This is a genomic window from Gordonia sp. w5E2, from assembly GCF_036540975.1.
Classification (GTDB): domain Bacteria; phylum Actinomycetota; class Actinomycetes; order Mycobacteriales; family Mycobacteriaceae; genus Gordonia; species Gordonia jacobaea.
On sequence record NZ_CP144213.1, the window covers coordinates 1,739,643 to 1,760,040 of the forward strand.

Annotated in this window: 19 protein-coding genes; 10 read left to right on the forward strand and 9 right to left on the reverse strand. The window is 65.6% G+C overall.

Going from position 1 to position 20,398, the window contains the following annotated elements; all coding sequences use genetic code 11:
* Nucleotides 1-16: 16 nt before the first annotated feature.
* Nucleotides 17-1,600, forward strand: coding sequence for a trypsin-like peptidase domain-containing protein (locus RND64_RS07940; protein ID WP_049699514.1), 1,584 nt, complete (start codon nucleotides 17-19; stop codon nucleotides 1,598-1,600).
* Between the two features lie 84 nt (nucleotides 1,601-1,684).
* A complete protein-coding gene (gene tatB / locus RND64_RS07945; RefSeq protein ID WP_049699513.1) occupies nucleotides 1,685-2,170 on the forward strand; it encodes a Sec-independent protein translocase protein TatB in 486 nt (161 codons plus the stop codon).
* A 42-nt stretch (nucleotides 2,171-2,212) separates the two neighbouring features.
* Here tatB and RND64_RS07950 read toward each other — a convergent pair whose 3' ends face one another.
* The 4 genes from RND64_RS07950 to RND64_RS07965 form a co-directional block, all read right to left on the reverse strand.
* Nucleotides 2,213-3,358: an Mrp/NBP35 family ATP-binding protein gene (locus tag RND64_RS07950; RefSeq protein ID WP_049699512.1), complete on the reverse strand. Its 1,146-nt coding sequence runs from the start codon at nucleotides 3,356-3,358 to the stop codon at nucleotides 2,213-2,215.
* 105 nt (nucleotides 3,359-3,463) lie between these two features.
* The gene (locus RND64_RS07955) at nucleotides 3,464-4,576 is read right to left on the reverse strand and encodes a lytic transglycosylase domain-containing protein (RefSeq protein WP_200903265.1); all 1,113 of its coding nucleotides are present in this window, start codon (nucleotides 4,574-4,576) and stop codon (nucleotides 3,464-3,466) included.
* A gap of 335 nt (nucleotides 4,577-4,911) precedes the next feature.
* A complete protein-coding gene (locus tag RND64_RS07960; RefSeq protein WP_049699510.1) occupies nucleotides 4,912-5,454 on the reverse strand; it encodes a DUF1003 domain-containing protein in 543 nt (180 codons plus the stop codon).
* Nucleotides 5,451-6,782 carry a magnesium transporter MgtE N-terminal domain-containing protein gene (locus tag RND64_RS07965; protein ID WP_049699509.1) on the reverse strand — a complete coding sequence of 444 codons (1,332 nt, stop codon included), beginning with the start codon at nucleotides 6,780-6,782 and terminating at the stop codon, nucleotides 5,451-5,453. The genes RND64_RS07960 and RND64_RS07965 overlap by 4 nt, the downstream gene beginning before the upstream one ends.
* 35 nt (nucleotides 6,783-6,817) lie before the next feature.
* Between RND64_RS07965 and RND64_RS07970 the strand changes: the two genes are divergently transcribed.
* From RND64_RS07970 to RND64_RS07990, 5 genes are all read left to right on the forward strand, one after another.
* On the forward strand, nucleotides 6,818-7,306 hold the full coding sequence (locus RND64_RS07970; protein WP_049699508.1) for a general stress protein: 489 nt from the start codon (nucleotides 6,818-6,820) through the stop codon (nucleotides 7,304-7,306).
* Nucleotides 7,307-7,673: 367 nt separating this feature from the next.
* Nucleotides 7,674-9,092 carry an extracellular solute-binding protein gene (locus RND64_RS07975; RefSeq protein ID WP_049699507.1) on the forward strand — a complete coding sequence of 473 codons (1,419 nt, stop codon included), beginning with the start codon at nucleotides 7,674-7,676 and terminating at the stop codon, nucleotides 9,090-9,092.
* Nucleotides 9,089-10,399 carry a carbohydrate ABC transporter permease gene (locus RND64_RS07980; RefSeq protein ID WP_083444402.1) on the forward strand — a complete coding sequence of 437 codons (1,311 nt, stop codon included), beginning with the start codon at nucleotides 9,089-9,091 and terminating at the stop codon, nucleotides 10,397-10,399. The genes RND64_RS07975 and RND64_RS07980 overlap by 4 nt, the downstream gene beginning before the upstream one ends.
* A gap of 6 nt (nucleotides 10,400-10,405) precedes the next feature.
* Entirely contained in the window at nucleotides 10,406-11,236 is an 831-nt protein-coding gene (locus RND64_RS07985) for a carbohydrate ABC transporter permease (RefSeq protein WP_049699506.1), read from the forward strand.
* Nucleotides 11,237-11,241: 5 nt separating this feature from the next.
* Complete coding sequence (locus RND64_RS07990; protein ID WP_049699505.1) at nucleotides 11,242-12,417, forward strand: ABC transporter ATP-binding protein; 1,176 nt, start codon at nucleotides 11,242-11,244, stop codon at nucleotides 12,415-12,417.
* A gap of 31 nt (nucleotides 12,418-12,448) precedes the next feature.
* Here RND64_RS07990 and RND64_RS07995 read toward each other — a convergent pair whose 3' ends face one another.
* Genes RND64_RS07995 through fmdA form a run of 3 tightly spaced genes read right to left on the reverse strand, consistent with a single transcriptional unit; the run spans nucleotide 12,449 to nucleotide 15,280 of the window.
* On the reverse strand, nucleotides 12,449-13,306 hold the full coding sequence (locus RND64_RS07995; RefSeq protein WP_049699504.1) for a ParB N-terminal domain-containing protein: 858 nt from the start codon (nucleotides 13,304-13,306) through the stop codon (nucleotides 12,449-12,451).
* Nucleotides 13,296-13,982 (reverse strand): metallophosphoesterase family protein, encoded by a 687-nt coding sequence (locus tag RND64_RS08000; RefSeq protein WP_049699503.1) that lies wholly within the window; start codon nucleotides 13,980-13,982, stop codon nucleotides 13,296-13,298. Before RND64_RS08000 ends, RND64_RS07995 begins: the two co-directional genes overlap by 11 nt.
* A 44-nt stretch (nucleotides 13,983-14,026) precedes the next feature.
* A complete protein-coding gene (gene fmdA, locus RND64_RS08005; RefSeq protein WP_049699502.1) occupies nucleotides 14,027-15,280 on the reverse strand; it encodes a formamidase in 1,254 nt (417 codons plus the stop codon).
* A gap of 75 nt (nucleotides 15,281-15,355) precedes the next feature.
* On the opposite strand from fmdA, the gene RND64_RS08010 reads away from it, so the two are divergent.
* Nucleotides 15,356-15,643: an FmdB family zinc ribbon protein gene (locus tag RND64_RS08010; RefSeq protein ID WP_049699501.1), complete on the forward strand. Its 288-nt coding sequence runs from the start codon at nucleotides 15,356-15,358 to the stop codon at nucleotides 15,641-15,643.
* Between the two features lie 24 nt (nucleotides 15,644-15,667).
* Entirely contained in the window at nucleotides 15,668-16,243 is a 576-nt protein-coding gene (locus tag RND64_RS08015) for a suppressor of fused domain protein (protein WP_200903264.1), read from the forward strand.
* 48 nt (nucleotides 16,244-16,291) lie between these two features.
* Here the strand turns inward: RND64_RS08015 and RND64_RS08020 are convergent, their stop codons facing one another.
* Nucleotides 16,292-17,362, reverse strand: a complete 1,071-nt coding sequence (locus tag RND64_RS08020; RefSeq protein WP_049699499.1) for a magnesium and cobalt transport protein CorA — start codon at nucleotides 17,360-17,362, stop codon at nucleotides 16,292-16,294.
* 13 nt (nucleotides 17,363-17,375) lie between these two features.
* Between RND64_RS08020 and RND64_RS08025 the strand changes: the two genes are divergently transcribed.
* The gene (locus RND64_RS08025; protein ID WP_049699498.1) at nucleotides 17,376-18,401 is read left to right on the forward strand and encodes a glycine betaine ABC transporter substrate-binding protein; all 1,026 of its coding nucleotides are present in this window, start codon (nucleotides 17,376-17,378) and stop codon (nucleotides 18,399-18,401) included.
* Between the two features lie 160 nt (nucleotides 18,402-18,561).
* Here RND64_RS08025 and RND64_RS08030 read toward each other — a convergent pair whose 3' ends face one another.
* Entirely contained in the window at nucleotides 18,562-20,379 is a 1,818-nt protein-coding gene (locus RND64_RS08030; protein ID WP_331436523.1) for an HNH endonuclease signature motif containing protein, read from the reverse strand.
* Nucleotides 20,380-20,398: the final 19 nt, after the last annotated feature.

The following is a 20,398-nucleotide window of genomic DNA, read 5'->3' on the forward strand; positions in this document are numbered from 1 at the left end:
CACCGGAAACGAACGCGTGGGAGCAGACGACATCGACGAGACCGACGCCGGCGGATCTGACGGCGGTCAGTGCCGTTCGCAGCCGGACGATTCACCCTTCAGCCGTGAGAACGCCGCTGCAACGGGAGGTGCGACACCTCCTGCCGAGACGCCACCCGGCGACGGCGCTTCCCGCGGCCAGCAGCGACACGTCCCGGTGTCGCCGGCTACCGCTCAGGTGTTCGGCCGCCCCGCAGGCGTGCGTGGTTCGTTCGCGAGCACTCCGTCGTCGTCGAGGCCCGCTCCGCAGATCGCGCCACCCGACGCGGTGCTCGCCGAGGCATTCGGCAGGCCGGAGGGTTCCGACGAGACACTCCAGCGCGATCCACTCGCCGCGTACGGCGTCCCGACCGACGAGCCCGCGCCCCCGGACCCGTGGCGCGACCCGGAGAGCATCGCCTCCCTCGACGCGCCTGCGCTCGTCGACGAGTCTGCGATAGACCCGACGGTCGCCGGTCCGAAGCTGGGCGTCAAGGATCTGCTCTTCGGTAAGAGGGTGACGTGGTATGCCCTGGCCACCCTCGCCGTCCTGGCATTGCTGATCGGGTTGGTCGGCGGATTGATCGGCCGCTACACCGCAGAGGTCGCGTCACCGCTGAACAGCAACACGGTGAAACTCTCGACGGGCGACGGCGGAGATGGCGGGGGAGAACCGAAATCGGCCGTCGCGCGCGTCGCCAAGGCCGTCGAGAAATCGGTGGTGTCGGTCGATGTGCGGACAGCGAGCGCCTACGGCACCGGTTCGGGTTTCGTGATCGACGCAGACGGTTACATCCTCACCAACAACCACGTGATCTCGATGGCGGCGAACGACCGCAGCGCCAAGCTCGAGGTCGTCTTCTCCGATCGCAACCGAGTGCCCGCCCGCATCGTCGGCCGCGACATCCACACCGACCTCGCTGTGCTCAAGGTCGACAACGTGGCGAACCTGACGGTTGCGAAGATCGGCAACTCCGACGATCTGCAGATCGGTGAAGAGGTCATCGCATTCGGTTCGCCGCTGGGCCTCGACCGCACTGTCACCAGCGGGATCGTCAGCGCGACGCACCGCGCGGTCCCGCTGCCACCCGACGCCGAGTCGGACACCGATGCCGTGATCGACGCGATCCAGACCGATGCGGCGATCAACCCCGGCAACTCGGGTGGTCCGCTCGTCGACGAGTCGGCGGCGGTGGTCGGGATCAACACGGCAATCGCCTCCGGTGCCGGCGGCTCGATAGGTCTCGGCTTCGCCATTCCCATCAGCCAGGCCATCCCCATCGCCCAGTCACTGATCCGCGACGGCAAAGTCAACCATCCGCAGATCGGCGTGAGCGCAAGCTCTGTCCGCAATGACCGAGTACTCGGCGCGGGCGTGCGCAACGTCGTCGCCGACGGGCCGGCGGCACAGGCGGGCGTCAGGGAGAACGACGTCATCACCTCCTTCAACGGCCGCAGCATCGAAAGCGCCGACGAATTGACGGTTGCGGTGCGCACGACGAAGATCGGTGAGCGGGTGCCGTTCACCTACTGGCGGGACGGTCGAACATTCAACGGTTCGATCACCACAGCCAGCGACTAGCGCGGGTTCGGCCACCCAGCGACTGGCGTAGATCGGTTGGCCAGCGATTAGCGTCGTAGATCGGTTTCAGAGTAGGGAAGTGTCATGTTCAGCAGCATCGGTTGGGGTGAGATCCTCGTGCTGCTCGTCGCTGCGCTGGTCATTCTCGGCCCGGAGCGGCTCCCCGGGGCCGTGTCGTGGAGCATGCAGTCGCTGCGCAAGGCGCGCGAGTACGCGACGGGTGCCACCGATCAGTTGAAAAACGACTTCGGCCCCGAATTCGACGAGCTGCGTAAGCCGCTCTCGCAACTGAACGAGCTACGCGGACTCACCCCACAGTCGATGATCACCAAGCATCTCTTCGACGGCGACTCGTCGATCTTCACCAGCGGACCGTCGTCGAACACCGTCGAGCGTGACTCACAGACCCCGCCGATCAAGCCGGTCTCCGCGCCCGTGCCGATGACCAAGGAGGGTCAGCGCGCGAGTTCGAATACGAGTGCGTCGACATCAGAGCAGAGGACATCAGAGCAGAGGACATCAGAGCAGAGTTCGCGTCGGCACGATGTGGCCGACTGGGACGCCACCTGACTGTCCACCCCGGCTGACCGTCGGGCCTGGAGGACAGACGTGTCAGCCGTGACGCGTTGTGTCGATGCCGAGGCTCATGCCCGCGAGGCCACGTCGACGAACCGCGAGCTTGTCGGCGATCGCGCGTAGCGCACGCCCAGATGCTGAGTCGGGAGCCGAGAGCACAACGGGCTCACCGGAATCGCCGCCCTCGCGCAGCGCGGTCTCCAGCGGCACCTGGCCGAGCAAGTCGACGCTCGACCCGACGGCCCGGGTCAACCGCTCGGCGACCTTCTCGCCGCCTCCGGAGCCGAACGGCTCCATGCGCGTACCGTCGGGCAGTTCGAGCCACGACATGTTCTCGACGACGCCGAGGATCTTCTGCCTTGTCTGCAGCGCGATCGCACCCGCGCGTTCGGCGACCTCGGCAGCGGCCTGCTGCGGGGTGGTCACCACGAGGATCTCCGCGCCCGGGATGAGCTGTGCGATCGAGATGGCGACGTCGCCGGTCCCCGGTGGCAGGTCGAGGAGGAGCACGTCGAGATCTCCCCAGTAGACGTCGGCGAGGAACTGCTGAAGCGCGCGGTGCAGCATCGGTCCGCGCCAGGTGACCGGGGTATTGCCGTCGGTGAATTGCCCGATCGAGATGAACCTCACGTCGTGGCTGATCGGCGGCATGATCATCTTCTCGACCTGCGTCGGCTTGGCGTCGCTGCCGAGCATGCGCGGCACAGAATGGCCGTAGATGTCTGCGTCGAGTACGCCAACGGACAGTCCGCGTTGCGCGAGGGCCGTCGCCAGATTCACCGTCACCGACGACTTTCCGACGCCGCCCTTGCCGGACGCGACGGCATACACCCTGGTCAGCGAACCGGGTTGCGCGAACGGAATGACCGGCTCTGCCTTGTCGCCGCGGAGCTTCTTGCGTAGCTCGGTGCGCTGTTCGTCGTCCATCACGTCGAGATCGACGCGGATCGTGCCGACGCCGGGGACGTCGGCTACGGCCTTCTCCACCCGGCCCGAGATCTCGGTGCGCATCGGACAACCCGACGTCGTGAGGTAGATGGTGACATCGACGCTCGAGTCGTCGTTGATCTGCACCGACTTGAGCATTCCCAGGTCGGTGATCGGCTTGCCGATCTCGGGATCGTTGACCTTGCTCAGCGCGGAGCGGATCGCGGATTCGGTTGGCTGGACTCCGGTAGTCATCTCCGCTAGCTTAGCGCCGCGATCAGCGCAGGTAGAGAACGGGTGGGGTGCCCCACGGCATGACGATCACACGGTCTCTCCGACGACGCGACTGCGACCGCGAGCCTATTGCGGCACGACCTTGAGCGCCGGCGTGCTCGTCGTCGCTGGTCCGGGATTGCGCGGCGCGTTCTGCTTCGGTGCGGGCTTGGGTGCGGGCTGGCCGGGGATCGTGATGCCCGGGGGCAGGCAGATCGCACCCAGGCACTGCTGCGTGGGGGTCGTCGGTGTCGATGGCGTCGACGAATCCGACGATGAGCCGGGCGCACTCGGCGCGCCGGGCTTGGGTGGCTTCGACGGCTTGGAACTCGACGACGAAGACGACGAAGACGGCCGCTTCGGTTCGGGAATGGGGTTGGTCGGCATCACGCCGGTCGCATACGCCCCGGCCCAGGCGAGGACGTTGGTCACGTAATCCATCGAGTGGTTGTACCGGTACACCGCTGCGACCTTGTTCTTGTCGGTCATGATGTCGGTGAATCCCGAGCACAGGTAGCGGCCGGCAGAGTAGGTGGAGTCGAAGATGTTGTTCGGGTCGGCCTTGCCGTCGCCGTTACCGTCGGCTCCCCACGCGGCCCACGTGCCGGGAATGAACTGCATTGGTCCCATCGCGCGTGCATAACCGCCCTGGTGGCGAATCACCTCGTTACCGGCGAGGGAGCCGTCGAGCACAGGCCCCTCGATGGGATTGATGGTGTTTCCGTACTGGTCGACGGACCCGTTGCTCGCGTGATTCGACTCGATCCTGCCGATGCCGGCAAGCAGGAACCACGGGAGCTTGCACTGTGGTTCCTCGGTACCGATGCGGTTCGCGGCCAGTTTGTACGCCTGCAGGACGACGCCGGGAATTCCCAGCGGGCCCGATGGCAGATCAGCGGCGAGACGATACTGCGGGGCGGTTGCGGTCGCCGCAGCGGCTGCTGCGCTGGCCGAGACGGTCGGCGGGGGTGCGAATCCCAGCAGCGCAACCGGTTCGGCGGGTGCGACCGCCGCGAGGACCGTCGGCTTCGCGGGCTCGGCGCGCACCGCGACCCGAACCCCGCCCTGGGCACTCGACGTGGCGGCTCCGAGCACCATCACACCGACGAGGACACCGCCCGCGCCGACGGCGAGAGCTCTCCCCGGGAGTCGGGTGCGCTTGGGCCCGCGACGACGTCGAAAAGGGTGTGGCGCTCTCAATCTCGGACCTTCCCGAGATCGCTCACACCCAACAGTCGAGTCTGACCCGTCATCGACACTCCATTGCCTCCACACAGTCCGTTGGCGCCCGTCTCACCGTGCCGGTGCACATGCAGGAGGGTCCACCCCGGAAACAAACGCCGGGCGTCACCATCGGTTGATGTCCGACGGCACTCCGGCTGTGACCCACCATACATATGGGTCGAGTGTCCGAGTGCGGAACCTTCACAAAAGTTCACCATGTGAAAGTCATCGCGTGATCTGTCCGTGAAGTTACGTGCGTTGACGTTATGTGCGCCGAAGTTGTGTGCGCCGAAGTCACGTGCGTCGCGGTGCTAACGCTCGGGGTGGTGGCGCCGCGACTTCTCGGTGTCTGCCGAACCGTCGAGTCCCTCGAGCCGGGCGACGAGTCGGTCGGTGAGGTCGTCGAGCATGTCGTCGAGTTCTTTTCGCAGGTAGTCGCGGGTGACGGTATCGCCGACGGCGAGGCGGACCGCGGCGAGCTCTCGCGCGAGGAACTCCGTGTCGGCCTTGGTCTGCGCGGCACGGGCACGATCCTCATCGAGCGCGACGCGGTCGCGGTTCTCCTGCCGGTTCTGGGCCAGGAGGATCAGGGGAGCGGCGTAGGCGGCCTGCGTCGAGAACGCCAGGTTGAGCAGGATGAACGGGTACGGGTCGAAGCGCAGCGCGACCCAGCTCAGATTGATGATGATCCACACGATGACGATCACCGTCTGAATCGCCAGGTAGCGGCCGGTACCGAGGAACCGCGCGATCCGCTCGGCGTATATGCCGATCAGGTCGCTGTCGACGTGGAACGACGGCCGTCGGTTCACGCGCGGGGTGTCGAGGCGGCGCGTGCTCTGCTCGCTCGTCATTCACTCGCTCCTGCTGTGCCGTTGCCGCTTGCGGCACCTGCCGTCTCCGACTCTGGTTCGTTGTCCTCGGGTTCATTCTCACGCCAGTCACGCGGGAGCATCTCGTCGAGGAGGTCGTCGACGCTGACCGCACCGAGGAGGTGGTTCTCGTCGTCGACCACCGGGCCACACACGAGGTTGTAGGTCGCGAAGTAGCGCGTGACCGTCTCGAGTGAATCGTCGGGATGCAACGATTGCAGATCCGTGTCGAGGATGCCACCGACGATGTTCGCAGGTGGCTCGCGCAGCAGCGCCTGCAGGTGGACACATCCGAGATAGCGTCCGGTTGGCGTCGCAGTCGGCGGACGCACGACGAAGATCATGCTGGCGGCTGCTGGGGTGACATCGGGGTCGCGCACGCGTGCGAGCGCCTCGGCGATAGTCGTCGAGGCGGTGACGATCAGCGGCTCCGAGGTCATGAGACCGCCCGCGGTGTCCGGGGAGTGGGTCAGCAGTCGTCGCACAGGCGCCGATTCCTCGGGGTCCATTCGTTCGAGCAGTGACTCCGCCTCGGTGTCCGACAGTTCGCCGAGGAGGTCGGCCGCGTCGTCGGGGTCCATGGCCTCGAGCACATCGGCGGCACGTTCGACGCCGAGGTGTGTGAGCACTTCGGTTTGATCGTCCGGCGGTAGTTCCTGCAGCACGTCGGCGAGCCGCTCGTCGTCGAGGGCCTCGGCGATCTCGTCTCGACGTTTCGGCGGCAGCTCGCGCAGAGCATTCGCGACGTCGGCGGCTCGCATCCCCTCGAACTGGGAAAGTGCCTGTGCCACACCCTGTCCGGGTAGTTCTAGTGCGCTTGCGGTGAGCCCCTGGACCCGATTCCACTCCACGACAATGGTTTCGCCGCGCCGAAGTCCGCGCCGTGCCGGACGTGCCGCGACACGGGAGACCACCCAGTCGCGAGTACGTGTCCGCTCGATCCCGAGGTCGACGACGATCATGTCGATGCCCTTGAGGTCCTCGTGATCGGGATCGTCGATCCGCACCCGTGAGTCCAGGATCTGTCCGATCGCGAGGGCTTCGCCCGGACGCAGGTGCAGTCGTCGCAGGCTCACGGTTCCGGTGTTGAGGGTCACCGCGGTGGGATCGATGGACGTGACCCGCAGCATGGGAACGAAGATCCGTCGGCGCGTGGCCAATTCGACGGCGAGGCCGAGCACGCGAGGCTGCTGTCCTGGGAGTCGAACGGCGATCACGGCGTCGCGGACACGGCCGATCGATTCACCGTCGGGACCAAGGACCGCCAATCCGACTAATCTGGCCACGAAGACCTTGCTCACCGACGCCATGTGGGTAAGGGTAGTGGCCGAGTGGAGGACATGACATGACCAACCCGATGAGTTCCGGTCGGCAGACGCCGGGTCTCCCGACGCCGCCCAAAGGATGGCCGATCGGCTCGTACTCGACTTACGCTGAGGCACAACGTGCTGTCGACTATCTCTCCGACGAGAACTTCACCGTTCAGGACGTGACGATCGTCGGCGTCGACCTCATGCAGGTCGAGCGTGTCATCGGCCGACTCACCTGGGGCAAGGTGATCGGCGGCGGTGTGGTCTCGGGAGCGTGGCTCGGACTCTTCTTCGGACTGCTGGTCTCGCTCGTCGTCAGCGGCAACGCATTGGTGCCCATTCTGTTCGGTCTCGTCGGCGGCATTGTCTTCGGCGTCATCTCGACGACGATCCCGTACGCGGCCACTCGCGGTCAGCGTGACTTCGCGTCGACGATGCAACTCGTCGCGGGACGCTACGACGTGCTCTGCGACCCCAAGAGCGCCGAGAAGGCCCGCGACATGCTCGCCCGCCTCAATCCCTGAGCCGTACACCGATGCCATTGGCGCGTGCGTAGAACCGGCGCGCGCGAAGAACATTGGCACGGTCGCGCCGAATGTGTTGCTTGTCACTACCGCGCCGGACTAGCGTAGCCACCAACGCCATGGCGCGCGGTGACGCGCGTTGTGCTGCGTGCGACATCGAGGAGGCTGCGTGCGGAGCGACGGTGACCAAGCCGGTAGCGGCGATCGCGACAGGGATTCGGGCAACACCGATTCGGGCAACACGGATTCGAGCACTACGGATTCGAGCACTACGGATTCGAGCAACAGGGATACAGGCGTTGTAGTCCGGCGTCGCAGGGCCGCAGACGTGGCCGGCAGGGCATCGGGGCGGGGTCGATCACGACGAATGTCGGTGAAGGCGGCCGTCGCAGCGGCGGCACTGATCACGGTGCTCCCGATCGTGTCGGCATGCGGTTCCGGGCATGAGCCGGGAGTCCTGAATCTGTATCCGCCCGCCGACGGCGCCGGTTCGATCAAATCCATGGGCGACAAGTGTTCTCAGGAATCCGGTGGCAAATACCGGATCGTGACGACGGCCTTGCCCAAGGCGGCCGACGACCAGCGTCTGCAGTTGGCGCGACGACTTTCGGGCAACGACAAGAGTCTCGACCTGATGGGTATGGACGTCGTGTGGACCGCGGAGTTCGCCGACGCCGGATGGCTCACACCGGTGCCCGAGAGCATCGCGGGTGAGGTGGAGGGTCGAACACTGGGTGGTCCGCTCGAGACCGCCAAGTGGAAGACGAAGAGCGATGACGCGGAACGGCTTTACGCGATCCCGATCTGGACCAACACCCAATTGCTCTGGTACCGCAAGGATGTTCTGCGCGACACCCTCGACAAGGGGCAGCCTGCCAAGACGTGGGACGGCATGGTGGCCGACGCGACCCGCAGCCTCGCCAAGGGCGGGCCGAGCTACATCATGGTGCAGGGCAAGCAGTACGAGGGCCTGATGGTGTGGTTCAACTCGGTCCTCGCGAGCGCAGGCGGCGAGGTGGTCGACCCCAACGATCCGAACAAGGTGACGCTCAACGACACCCCGGAACACCGCGCCGCCACGGTGAAGGCGCTCAGCGTGCTCAAGGCCGTCGCGACCGCGCCGGGACACGATCCCTCGTTGACCAACGGCGACGAGACCAGTTCGCGTCTGGGCATGGAGACGGGAAAGGCGATCTACCAGGTCAACTGGCCGTTCGTGCTCTCCTCGATGCGAGAGAACGCCGCCTCGGGCAGCGTGCCGTTCCTGACCGACATGCAGCAGTATGCCGGTCTGTTCGCCGACAAGGACAACACCCCGACAGACGAACAACTGGCGCCGGTGACTCGCGCGGTACGGCAGAAGTTCGATTTCGCTCCCTATCCCGGTGTGACGGAGGGAATTCCGGCCAAGAGCACGGTCGGCGGGTTGAATATCGCGGTGGCGAACACCTCGCAGCAGAAGGACCTGGCGTTCGAGGCGGCGATGTGTCTGACGAACGCGCGGGCGCAGAAGTTCTATTCGATCGACGCGGGCACCCCGCCGGTCATCTCGTCGCTCTACAGCGATCCCGATTTCCGTGCGGCGTATCCGATGGCTGACGACATCAAACTCCAGCTCGAACCCGAGCATGCGGCACTACGTCCGAAATCACCTGACTACCAAGCGATCTCGACGCTGCTGCAGGCCAAGCTCTCTCCGGTTGGCTCGTGGGACCCCGAGACTCTGGTCGACCAGCTTGCCGAGCAGGTACAAAAGGCGATCGACGGGGAGGGACTCATCCCATGACATCCGGTAACGACGGCACGGGCAACGACCCGGCCGAGGAGCGCAGGGGCAGGCACGCGATGCCCGGCGACGGCGACGACACCGGGGGATCGTCGGCGGCGCAGGGGTCCGGATCGGGGCACGGGCCCGGATCGTACGGTCGCACAGTGCATTCGGACGCGTGGACGCCGCCGGAACGTCTCGGTCAACCCACCGGAAGCGCACCCGAGCACGCCGCGCCGACGTCGAGCACCCCGTCCTCCGAGACTCCGTCTTCCGAGACCCCGTCCTTGGAGAAGTCGGCGCCGCTGACGCCCACCGCCGCGCAAGCGACCGTGGTCGGGGCGGCCGCGCGCTCGGATGCCACACGGTCGGGAGGCGGGACGTCAACGGCGACTCTGGAGCGGCCGGCGACGTCGTCGAAGCGCACGAAGCGATCCGGCGAGGTGAGCGAGGGCAAGAAGCAGGAACGTCGGCTGGCGTATTGGTTGATCGCTCCGGCCGTGATCCTCATGCTGGTGGTCACGGCGTATCCGATCGTCTACGCATTCTGGTTGTCGCTCAACAAGTCCAGCCTGTCTGCGCCGGGCGAGCGCGAGTTCACGTGGTTCAGCAACTACGGCACGGTGCTCAGTTCCAACTACTGGTGGACGGCCTTCTTCGTCACGCTCGGCATCACGGTGGTCTCGGTCGTCATCGAGTTGGTGCTCGGCATGGCGATCGCGATCGTGATGCACCGCACCATCTTCGGGCGCGGTGTGATCCGAACCGTCGTGCTGATCCCGTACGGCATCGTGACGGTTGCGGCCGCGTTCTCGTGGTACTACGCGTGGACACCCGGAACCGGTTACCTCGCCAACCTCCTGCCAGACGGTAGTGCGCCGCTGACGCAGCAGTGGCCGTCACTGGCAATCATCGTGCTCGCCGAGGTCTGGAAGACCACTCCGTTCATGGCGCTGCTGCTGCTCGCCGGTCTCGCGTTGGTGCCCGACGAACTACTCAAGGCCGCTGAGGTCGACGGCGCGGGCGCATGGACCCGCCTGCGGCGCATCATCATTCCGATGATGAAGCCCGCGATCCTGGTCGCGCTGCTGTTCCGTACGCTCGATGCGTTCCGCATCTTCGACAACATCTATGTGTTGACGGCAGGCAACAACAACACGTACTCGGTCTCGATGCTCGGCTACGACAACCTGTTCAAGGCGTTCAATCTGGGTGTGGGATCAGCGATTTCGATACTCATCTTCATCTGTGTCGCGATCATCGCCTTCATCTTCATCAAGGGTTTCGGCACAGCCGCGCCCGGTTCCGACAACGAGGGGAGGTAGGACGCCATGAATCGCACCGCCAAATCTCGGGTCGGCTGGCTGATCGCCGACATCCTGGTCGTGCTCTACGCGATCATTCCGCTGCTGTGGATCATCAGCCTGTCGTTCAAGCCGGCGAGCAGCGTGACCGACGGCAAATTCATCCCGACGCAGTGGACCCTGGAGAACTACTCGGGGATCTTCCAGACGAGTGCGTTCACCTCTGCGCTGCGTAACTCGCTCGGTATCGGTCTCATCACCACTCTGATCGCCGTCGCGATCGGCACGATGGCCGCCTATGCGGTTGCGCGCCTGGACTTTCCCGGCAAGAAGCTACTCGTCGGCGCTGCGCTGTTGATTGCGATGTTCCCCCAGATCTCGCTGGTCACACCGCTGTTCAACATCGAGCGCAGCATCGGACTCTTCGACACCTGGCTCGGCCTGATCCTTCCGTACATCACGTTTGCTCTGCCGCTGGCCATCTACACGCTGTCGGCCTTCTTCCGGGAGATCCCGTGGGAGTTGGAGAAAGCGGCAAAGATGGACGGCGCCACGCCATTTCAGGCGTTCCGTAAGGTCATCGCGCCGCTCGCTGCGCCCGGTGTTGTGACCGCGGCGATCCTGGTGTTCATCTTCGCCTGGAACGACCTGCTCCTCGCACTGTCGTTGACCTCGACCGAGCGGGCGATCACCGCTCCCGTCGCGATCGCGAACTTCACGGGCAGTTCGCAATTCGAGGAGCCGACCGGCTCCATCGCAGCTGCGGCGGTCGTCATCACCATCCCCATCATCATCTTTGTGCTCTTCTTCCAACGTCGAATCGTCGCCGGCTTGACCTCCGGCGCGGTGAAGGGATAGTCCCCATGGCAGAGATCGTGCTCGACAACGTCAGCAAGAAATACGCGGACGGCACTGTCGCCGTTCACGACTTCACTCTCACGATCGCCGACGGCGAGTTCATCATCCTCGTGGGGCCGTCGGGCTGCGGAAAGTCGACGACCCTCAACATGATCGCGGGTCTCGAGGACATCAGCAGCGGCGACCTGTACATCGGTGGAGAGCGGGTCAACGACAAGTCGCCCAAGGACCGCGACATCGCCATGGTCTTTCAGAGCTACGCGCTCTACCCGCACATGACGGTCCGACAGAACATCGCATTCCCGCTCACCCTGGCGAAGCTGCCCAAGGACGAGGTCAACAAGAAGGTCGACGAGGCCGCCAAGATCCTCGATCTGACTCAGTACCTCGACCGCAAGCCGTCGAATCTGTCCGGCGGCCAGCGCCAACGCGTCGCCATGGGGCGCGCGATCGTGCGGTCGCCCAAGGCATTTCTCATGGACGAGCCGCTGTCGAATCTCGACGCCAAACTTCGCGTTCAGATGCGCACCGAGATCTCACGCCTGCAGACGCGGCTGAGTACGACGACCGTCTACGTCACGCACGATCAGACCGAGGCGATGACCCTCGGTGATCGCGTGGTGGTGATGCGCAACGGATACGTCCAGCAGGTCGGAGCCCCCAACGAGCTCTACAACAACCCGGTCAACGTGTTCGTCGCAGGATTCATCGGGTCGCCGTCGATGAACTTCTTGCCGGGCACCCTGAGTGCCGACGCGATCGATACTCCGCTGGGACGATTGGTTCTCGACGACCACGATGCGATTGCGGCCGAGGCGAAGAAGGAAGGCAGCAACGGCGAGGTGCTGATCGGTATCCGGCCCGAGCAGATCGAAGACGCTTCGCTCATCGACCCGGCCGTGAAGGCGCGTGGCACGACGTTCACCGCCGACATCGATGTTCTCGAATCGATGGGTTCGGACAAGTACGCCTACTTCACCATCGATTCCGGCCGCGCGGCCAACGACGCCCTGGCCGAACTGGCAGCGGATTCGGGCTCAGACCTCGGCACCGGTGAGATGGTCGCCAGGCTCTCGCCGGAGTCTGCGGTGACCAAGAACTCGCGCGCCGAGTTGGTGTTCGACACCGACAAGATCGCCGTGTTCGACCAGCAGTCGGGAGTGAGCCTGCGCCGCAGGTGATCGCCCCCGCTGGTCGAGCCTGTCGAGACCACTACCGCCGGCGGCGCTGCGACTGCTCGCGGAGCTCCTCGATGATCTCGTCGTCCCAGATGTGCCTGCGCACAAGGCGATAGCGTTCGCCCGCGACCCACATGTAGAGCTCGGCGTCGTCGGTGATGTCGGGCCGAACCTCGGCGCGGCGTGCCATGCGGACCACCGGTAGAAACTCTTCGCCGAACCACCGGCGCGCGACCTCGGGCCTGCTCAGGAACTCTCCGACTTCCTGGCTGAGCCGAAAACCCCACGCCTCGACGGCTTCTGCCAGTTCTGCGTAAGAGAACGGGTCGGACAGGCGCACGGCATCCGCCTGCGCGCCCGCGAGGGGAACGCGTGCGAGAAAGAGTCGACGGTGGTCTTTGAGCACGAGGTCGGACGGCGCGTTGATTCCGTCTGGTGTGATGCGCGTGTGGATCTCGGTGACGTAGGCGTCGATCGTCTCGAGATGGCGGGCGATCGCGATCGAGACACGATGATGGCCGTCGATCACGAAGTACATCGATCCGATCTTGTACAGCAAGACCGGTGGCACCGACTCGCCCCGACGTTGCGCGGCGGCAAGACGTTGCCAACGTTGCCGGATGCGTGATGACGTCGGGCGAAAGTACTTGTCGAAATCCTTTGTGCGGTCGACACTTCCGACGATGTCGCGCACGTTGACCTGCTGCAGGCCCAGGTTGGTCTCGCCGGTTCTGCCCAGTGCGCGCACCACTTCGTCGAACGGCAGGATCGTGTTGACGTCGGCGGGTTGGCGGGTGAACCAGTGCGTGAGACGGGCTAGTTCGGCCTGGCGCCGCATGCGCGCGAAGTCGTTCTCGGCGTCGGCGTCGGGAAATCCGGTGTCACGCGCCATATCGTCGCCTCACGATCGTGAAGTCGCGGTGCCCGGGATCGATGTCGAACTGGCAGTATCCGACGACGTTGACCGATGTGGTGTGCGTGCCGATCGCCTTGTCTGTCGGGTGTCCGCCGTAGGGATGTACGTGTCCGTGAACCAGTAGCGTCGGCTCGAGATCGTCGACGAGCGGGTGAAAGCAGGCGAAACCCCTGTGCGCCGGATCGTCTCCGTCGCCGACGCCCTGCGCCGGGCTATGCGTCAAGAAGATGTCGGGCCGACGCCGCGTCAGGTGTGCACCGACGCGAACTCTCCAGCTGCGCCACCGCTGTTGAGGCTCGGTGTACTGGTTGGGGCCGTCGTTGTAGCGAATTGAGCCGCCGAGGCCGCTGATGCGCAGCCCGGCAGCCTCGACGGTCCGTCCGTCGGCGTTGAGGGCGCCGAGCGGTCCGGGGTCTGCTGCGGGCAGTCCGGCGCGCAGCCATCCGGTGCGCGATTGCCGATAGCCGCGCAGGTCCGGGTCGTGATTTCCCGGCACATATACGGCGGGAACGTCATAGGTCGCCATGAGTCCGTCGACATACTCGAACGGGAGGTCGCCCGCTGCGACGATCAGGTCGGGACGACCCTGAACGCCGATGCCGAGAACGAGAGAGTCGACCACTTCGTCGGCGACAGCAAGAACACTCACCATGTGAGTCAGCGTAAGCCCGGAGCGCGGCGCACGGTGCCGAGCTCCTAGAAGCTGGCGTGCGGGGCGCCGATCCCCGGGTCGATCCGGACCGGCCCGTCTTTGGAAGGCGCGACCGGAAAGTCGAAAATCGCAGTCGGAATGTACACGGTCGCACAGGAATTGGGAATGTCGACGACCCCGGACAGTCGCCCCTCGATCGGCGCGGAACCGAGAAGTAGATACGCCTGCTCGGGGCTGTATCCGAACTTCGTCAGGTACTCGATCGCGTGCAGACATGCCCGTTGGTAGGCGAGGTCGGAGTCGAGGTAGCGCTGCTCGCCGTCGAGCGTCACCGACGTACCCGAGAAGGCGATCCACTCCGAGTACTGCGGATCGGTGTTGCCGGGCATGAAGATTGCGTTCTCGGTGACGCCGTAGGTCTCCATGCCGCCCTTGATCAGGTCGACGTGCAGATCGATGAAGCCGCCCATTTCGATGGCCCCGCAGAAGGTGATCTCGCCGTCGCCCTGCGAGAAGTGGAGATCGCCGAACGACAGGTTGGCGCCCGGCACGAAGACGGGATAGAAGACGCGACTGCCCTTGGTGAGATTCTTGATGTCCTGATTGCCGCCGTTCTCGCGGGGCGGTGCCGTCCGTGCAGCCTCTGCGGCGACTCGATCGAACTCCGCGCCGCTCAGTGATCCGAGGATGGCGCCGCTTGGTTCGGGTGGAAGTGCCAGTGGCGGAACACGTTCGGGGTCGGTGGCGATCAGCGCGCCCTCTCGCGCGTTCCAGGTTGCCAACAACTGCGGGCTCGGGGCCGTGCCCATCAATCCCGGGTGCACGATTCCGGTGTACTTCACATGCGGCACATGGCGACTCGTCGCACTCTGCCCGGCGAAATCCCAGATCGCTTTGTATGCGTCGGGGAACTGCTCGGTGAGAAACCCTCCGCCGTTGAGCTTGGCGAAGATGCCGGTGTAGCCCCAGCCCTGGCCTGCGAGCGGACCCGAATCCTCCTGGGGGATGGGACCGACGTCGAGAATGTCGACGATCAGCAGGTCGCCGGGTTGTGCGCCCTCAATCGCGAACGGTCCGGAGAGTGTGTGCACGTTGTTCAGCGGCGCGTTGAGGATGTCGTTGGCCGAATCGTCGTTGTGGATCGCGCCGTCGAACCACTCGCGGCAGTGCGCCCGAAAGGTGTCGCCCGGTTTCACCGTCACCGCAGGCGGAATGTCGGGATGCCACCGGTTGTGGCCGACGATCTGCTGCGCGGTGAACGGCTTCGATGAGTCCAACGAGAAGAGCAACTCCGGCATGACAGCCTCCTGGTGGCGCGACGGTGCAGTGCCTTTCGAGATTCCGCGACGCACAGGTCGCGCTATGGTCTGCACATGCCAACCTACGTCTTCCGGTGCCGGCAGGCATGCGATGACGTCGAACAGGTGCACTCGATGCTCACTGTCCCCGACGACGTGGAGTGTCCGGTCTGTTCGGAGCGCGCTCGACGAATCGTCACCGCAGCGAGGCTCGGCGTCGGCGACAGTGCTGCCATGCGGGCACACGACGCGACGCGCGCGACCGCCGACGCGCCGACGGTGGTGTCATCGGTGCCCGGTTCGCCTCGACGGTCGACGCCGGTGACCACCAACCCGCTGCACCGGCGGCTACCGCGTCCCTGAACCGCCCGGCTACCGTTGAGTGTCGTGAGTCCTTCCGTCACCGACACCGTGCACGAATACGTCGTCTCCGAACTCGGCGTCGAGCCGCAGCGGGCGTCTGTGACCTTCCTGGGTGTCGAGCCCATCGACGTCGAACGATTCGCACTCGACGACGACGTGGTGTTCGTGACCGTCGGGTGCGCTCGTCATCCGATGACCGACCCCAGTGACATTCATGCCGACCCGCTGCGCGGTCCGCGCGTCGAGCTCGTGGTGCGGATGCACACGGGGGTTGCGATGCCGGGGCTGCACCGACGATTGGCAACCGTCGCCGCAGCGCCGGCGGTCGAGGGGCTCATCCTCGCACCGGACGCACTCGTCGATCTCGGCGAGCCCCTCTGGGATGGTGCGCCGTTCACCGCACTATTGACCGCTGCCGACGAACTCGGCGAGGTGGTGCTTCCCGACCCGATGGAACCGGTGCGGTTCCTGCGCGCTATCCCGATCACGGCGAACGAAGCCGCGTGGGTGCGCCTCAAGGGAGCCGACGCCCTTCGCGAGGCGTGGGCAGAGGCGAGCATCGACATCGCCGACGCGAGGCGTTCGCCTGCCAGCATGTGACCCGGTGAATCGAGGCGGCCCTTCCGTCTAGGCAGCCGGGGGCGGCGCTTACAGCCAGTGACTTCGCCGGAACGTCGCCCACAGGGCGCCGCAGATGAGGAACATCGTCAGGCAGAGAATGCCGAAGCCCTGCCGGTCGTGCATGCCGGGCAGGATGTCGAAGTTCATTCCGTACAGTCCAGCGACCATCGTCGGTACCGCGGCGATCGCCACCCATGCCGAGATCTTGCGCATGTCGCTGTTCTGCTGGATGCTCACCTTCGTCGCGGCGGCGTCGAGTAGCGAACTGAGGACCTCGTCGTATTCGACGACATGCTCGATCACGGTGCTGAGGTGGTCGGACACATCGCGGAACTGGCGTCGAATCTCTTTGGGCACCAACGTGTTGTCCGACGCCAGCCGTGACAGCGGGCCTGCCAGCGGTGTGACCGCTCGGCGCAGTTCGAGAACCTCGCGACGGAGCAGATATACCGGTTCGATGTTGAGCCAGCGCTGCTGTCGGGAGAAGACCGTGCTCTCGATCGACACCACGTCGTCTTCCATCCGCTCGGAGACGGCGAGGTAGGAGTCGACGACCTTGTCGGCGATGGCGTGCAGCACGGCGGTCGGTCCGAGCACGAGGCGTTCTGGTCGGGCTTCGAGTCGTCGACGCAGATTGTGTAGATGGGTGTGGTCGCCGTGGCGAACGGTGATGACGAAGTCGCGGCCGGCGAAGACCATGATCTCGCCGGTTTCGACGACCTCGCTGGCCTTCTCCATCGACTCGTGCTCGACGTACTTGACCGTGCGGAGCACGAGGAACTGCGTGTCGTCGTAGACCTCGAGCTTGGGACGTTGGTGGGCGTGCACCGCGTCCTCGACGACCAGCTCGTGCAGGCCGAACACCTCGCCGACGCCGGTCATCTGTTCGTCGTCGGGCGCGGCGAGTCCGAGCCACACGAACCCCTTGCCGGTCTCGCGTACCTGCGCGAATGCGTCAGCGTAGGTGATGCGCCCCGGCTGTCTGATTCCGTCGACATAGACCGCGCAGTCGACGACCGCCCGTGCGACGGGGACCGGAATCCGGGGGAGCGGACGCGCCCCACGCGCGTTCCGTGCACCTGGGCGGAGGTTGGGCATTGGCACGAGGTGGATGCTACTCGTGCAGGGGCATCGTTATACCGTGAGAGCCGTGCGGAATCGTGTGTGGGCCACCGCTGTCGTCATTGCGGTCGCGATGGTTGTCACCGGGGTGCTCGCGGGATGTTCGGATTCGTCGCGTGACTCCGCGTCGTCGAGTCGGCTGTTGCATCTCGGCTCGGCCGACGACCCCGCGCTGCGGGTGATGGCCGAGATCTACGCGGGAGCATTGCGCGACGTCGGCGCACCTGTTGCAGATGACTTGATCCGCGGCGACGACACCGCATTGCTCGACGAGATGGATCGCGCGCGGGTCGACCTGTTTCCCGCGTTCAGTGGCGAACTACTCACCTCGCTGGCGCCGAAGGCGACCGTCACGTCGTCGGACGACGTCTACGACGAGCTCAATCGCTCTCTGCCCCAAGGTGTTTCGGTGGGTGATGCGACACCCGTGAGTGCGACGCCGCAGGTCTTTGTCGCGACGTCGCTGGCGCAGTCGAGCAATGTCACCGATCTATCGGAGTGTGGGCGACTGCCCGAGGGGCTACCCGTCGTTGTCGTCGGACGTCCGGAACCCGCGGATATGGCTGCGTTCGCAGCGCAGGGTTGCCGCTTCGGTGCGGTGGAGTCGGTCGGATCGGCCCGCGAGGTGATCGCACGAGTGGGGACGGCGCAGGCTGTCGGCGTGGTGACGGCACTCGACGCCGCGGTCGCTCTCGACCCCGCGGCGCCACAGATCCAGGCGCTCAGAGTCCCCGCGCCGACGCAGGACGACGCGGGACAGCCGTCGACCCCCTCCAACCCGGCGACTTCACCTCAGTCTCAGTCTCAGTCCCCGTCTCCGCAGAGCGGTCCGCGCGCGCAGAATCTCGTTCCGGTGTACCGGACCGCCGCGCTGACCCGCAGCGAGGTCAAGCAGATCAATCGTGTCGCGGGGGAGATCACCACCGCCGACCTGGCCGAACTGGCACGACGCGCAGACGCGGGCGCCGAACCACGCGACCTCGCGATCGGGTGGCTCGGCGAGCACGGCCTCTAGTTGGAGCGGGGCAGGAGGCTTCGTCGCCCCAACCACGTCGCCCCAACCACGTTGCCCAACCACGTCTGCCCCGCCACCGGGGTGTAGACGGGTTGCAGCACAACCTGATTCGACGGTTCACCAAGGCTAGGGGTTGGCGCGTCGGTCAGGTGACCGTTGGTCAGGCGGCGTCGGACAACGGTGGGTCGACGCCTCCGGGTGGGTCGACGCCGCCGATGCGGTTGGGGCCGCCTGGTGGGGCGGGACCTGTTGGCGCGTCTGGGTCGTTGGGTGGCTCGGGGTCAAGTTCGAGTGGCGGTAGGTTCCACCCGATGTCGACCCGCGAGCTGAGGCGCAGAGTATCGCCGGAGGGCATCGCACCCACCAGAGTGAGCTCGACCCGCCCGGCGGGCGGGTTGGACACTAAGGGCGGAGGCACAATCGCGGTGACGGCTGTGTCTGTGGCGATTCCGGTACCGGTCGTGCGTGCCGCGGCGGCGGCCTCGTTGTTGGTGTGTTCTGCGGCGAGGTAGTCGCGGAAGTCGGCTTTGACGTCGGCGATCCGGTTGATGCGTTCGGGATTCTCCGGCATACCTGGCTTGGCGTTCAATCGCCACGCGACCCGCCCGGTATCGGGGCCTTCGGTGATCATCCGGGTGGTGAACTGGCCGGGCTTCGTGCCGACCCGCCGGTTGTGCACATCACAGGCGGGCACCAACTGGTCGATATCAGTCAAGCCGCCGTCTGCCCAGTCTTTCGCGGCGTGATGCATCTGCACCCTGCTCGCAGGTTGGTTGCAGCCGGGGGCGGAACACATTTTCCCGCCGGGTGAGGCGAATGAGGCGAGTCGTTGTCCGAGTGACGCGATCCGCTTCGACCGCCCCAGGTAGAGCGGGATGCTGGTGTGGTCACCGAACACCGCCAAATACTGGCTCGCTCCGGTCGAGGCGGCCATCTCGATCACATCACCGATCGGCAGGAGTGTTCCGGACGTGGTCTGTGCGATCCCTGCCTGCTCTTCGAGTTCTCGCAGGCTGGTGGTGACGATGACCTGGATCGGCAATCCACGATGGGTGTTGCCGAGCATGCCGGATTCCAACACCTGGCCGAGTAGGGCGGAGAAGGCGTCGTGGTTGCGTTGCGCGGGTGAGCGTTCATCACGCAGCGCAGCCGCCGCGACCTGTTCGGCGTTCGCGGTGGTGATCGGACCGACAGGCGACTCCGGGTCGTCCGGGTTGTTCATGCCGGGTTTGGCCCACGCATCCAACACCGTGTCGAGCCGTGCGCGGGCGATCGGATCGAGATCGGCGGTCAACCGCGACATCAACTGTGCGTTCTGCCGGTTCACCCACAGGCGGCGTCGGCGTTTGCGGTCCTTCGGGTTGGTGAGTGTCCCGTCAGGATCCAGATGGGCGAGTAGCCGTGACCCGAGGTTGGTGATCTCGGCGGGGGTGAATTGGACCGCGTAGCCGGCCATCTGTGCTTCGGCGGCGGCTTTTGTCTCGGCCGACACTTCACCGGGGATCGCTTCGAGCACCTCGAGCACCGCACGGACGTGTGTGCCGGCGACGCGACCCTCGGCCACGTAGCCGGCCAACGTGGGGCATGCAGGTGGTAGTCGGTCACCGCAGATCGTGGTGAACGAGCCGGTCGCGGCGATCACCCGATGCCGCGCCGCCGGATCACCAATGTGCAGACCCTGCCCCATGAAGTTGCGAACATCGCGGAAACCCAACGCGCGGGGCAGATCCCGGTCGGAGGCTTCCACAATCAGGCGATCCGTCACCGCACCCGCAGTCCGCAACGCCAGGCGTTCGGCCTCCACAGTGGCTTCAACCAGCGCCGCGTCCGACACCAACGACACATCGACGGCAGCCAACTCATCCAACACTGCGGCAAGCCGTGACAGCTTCTCCGCCACGACAGCGTCCGCGGAACCCGCCGCTGCCGACGCCAGAGCCCAAGGCGCGCCGCCGGTCCCAAGATCTTTGCTGTTCACGTGCCGCCACCCCCGCCCC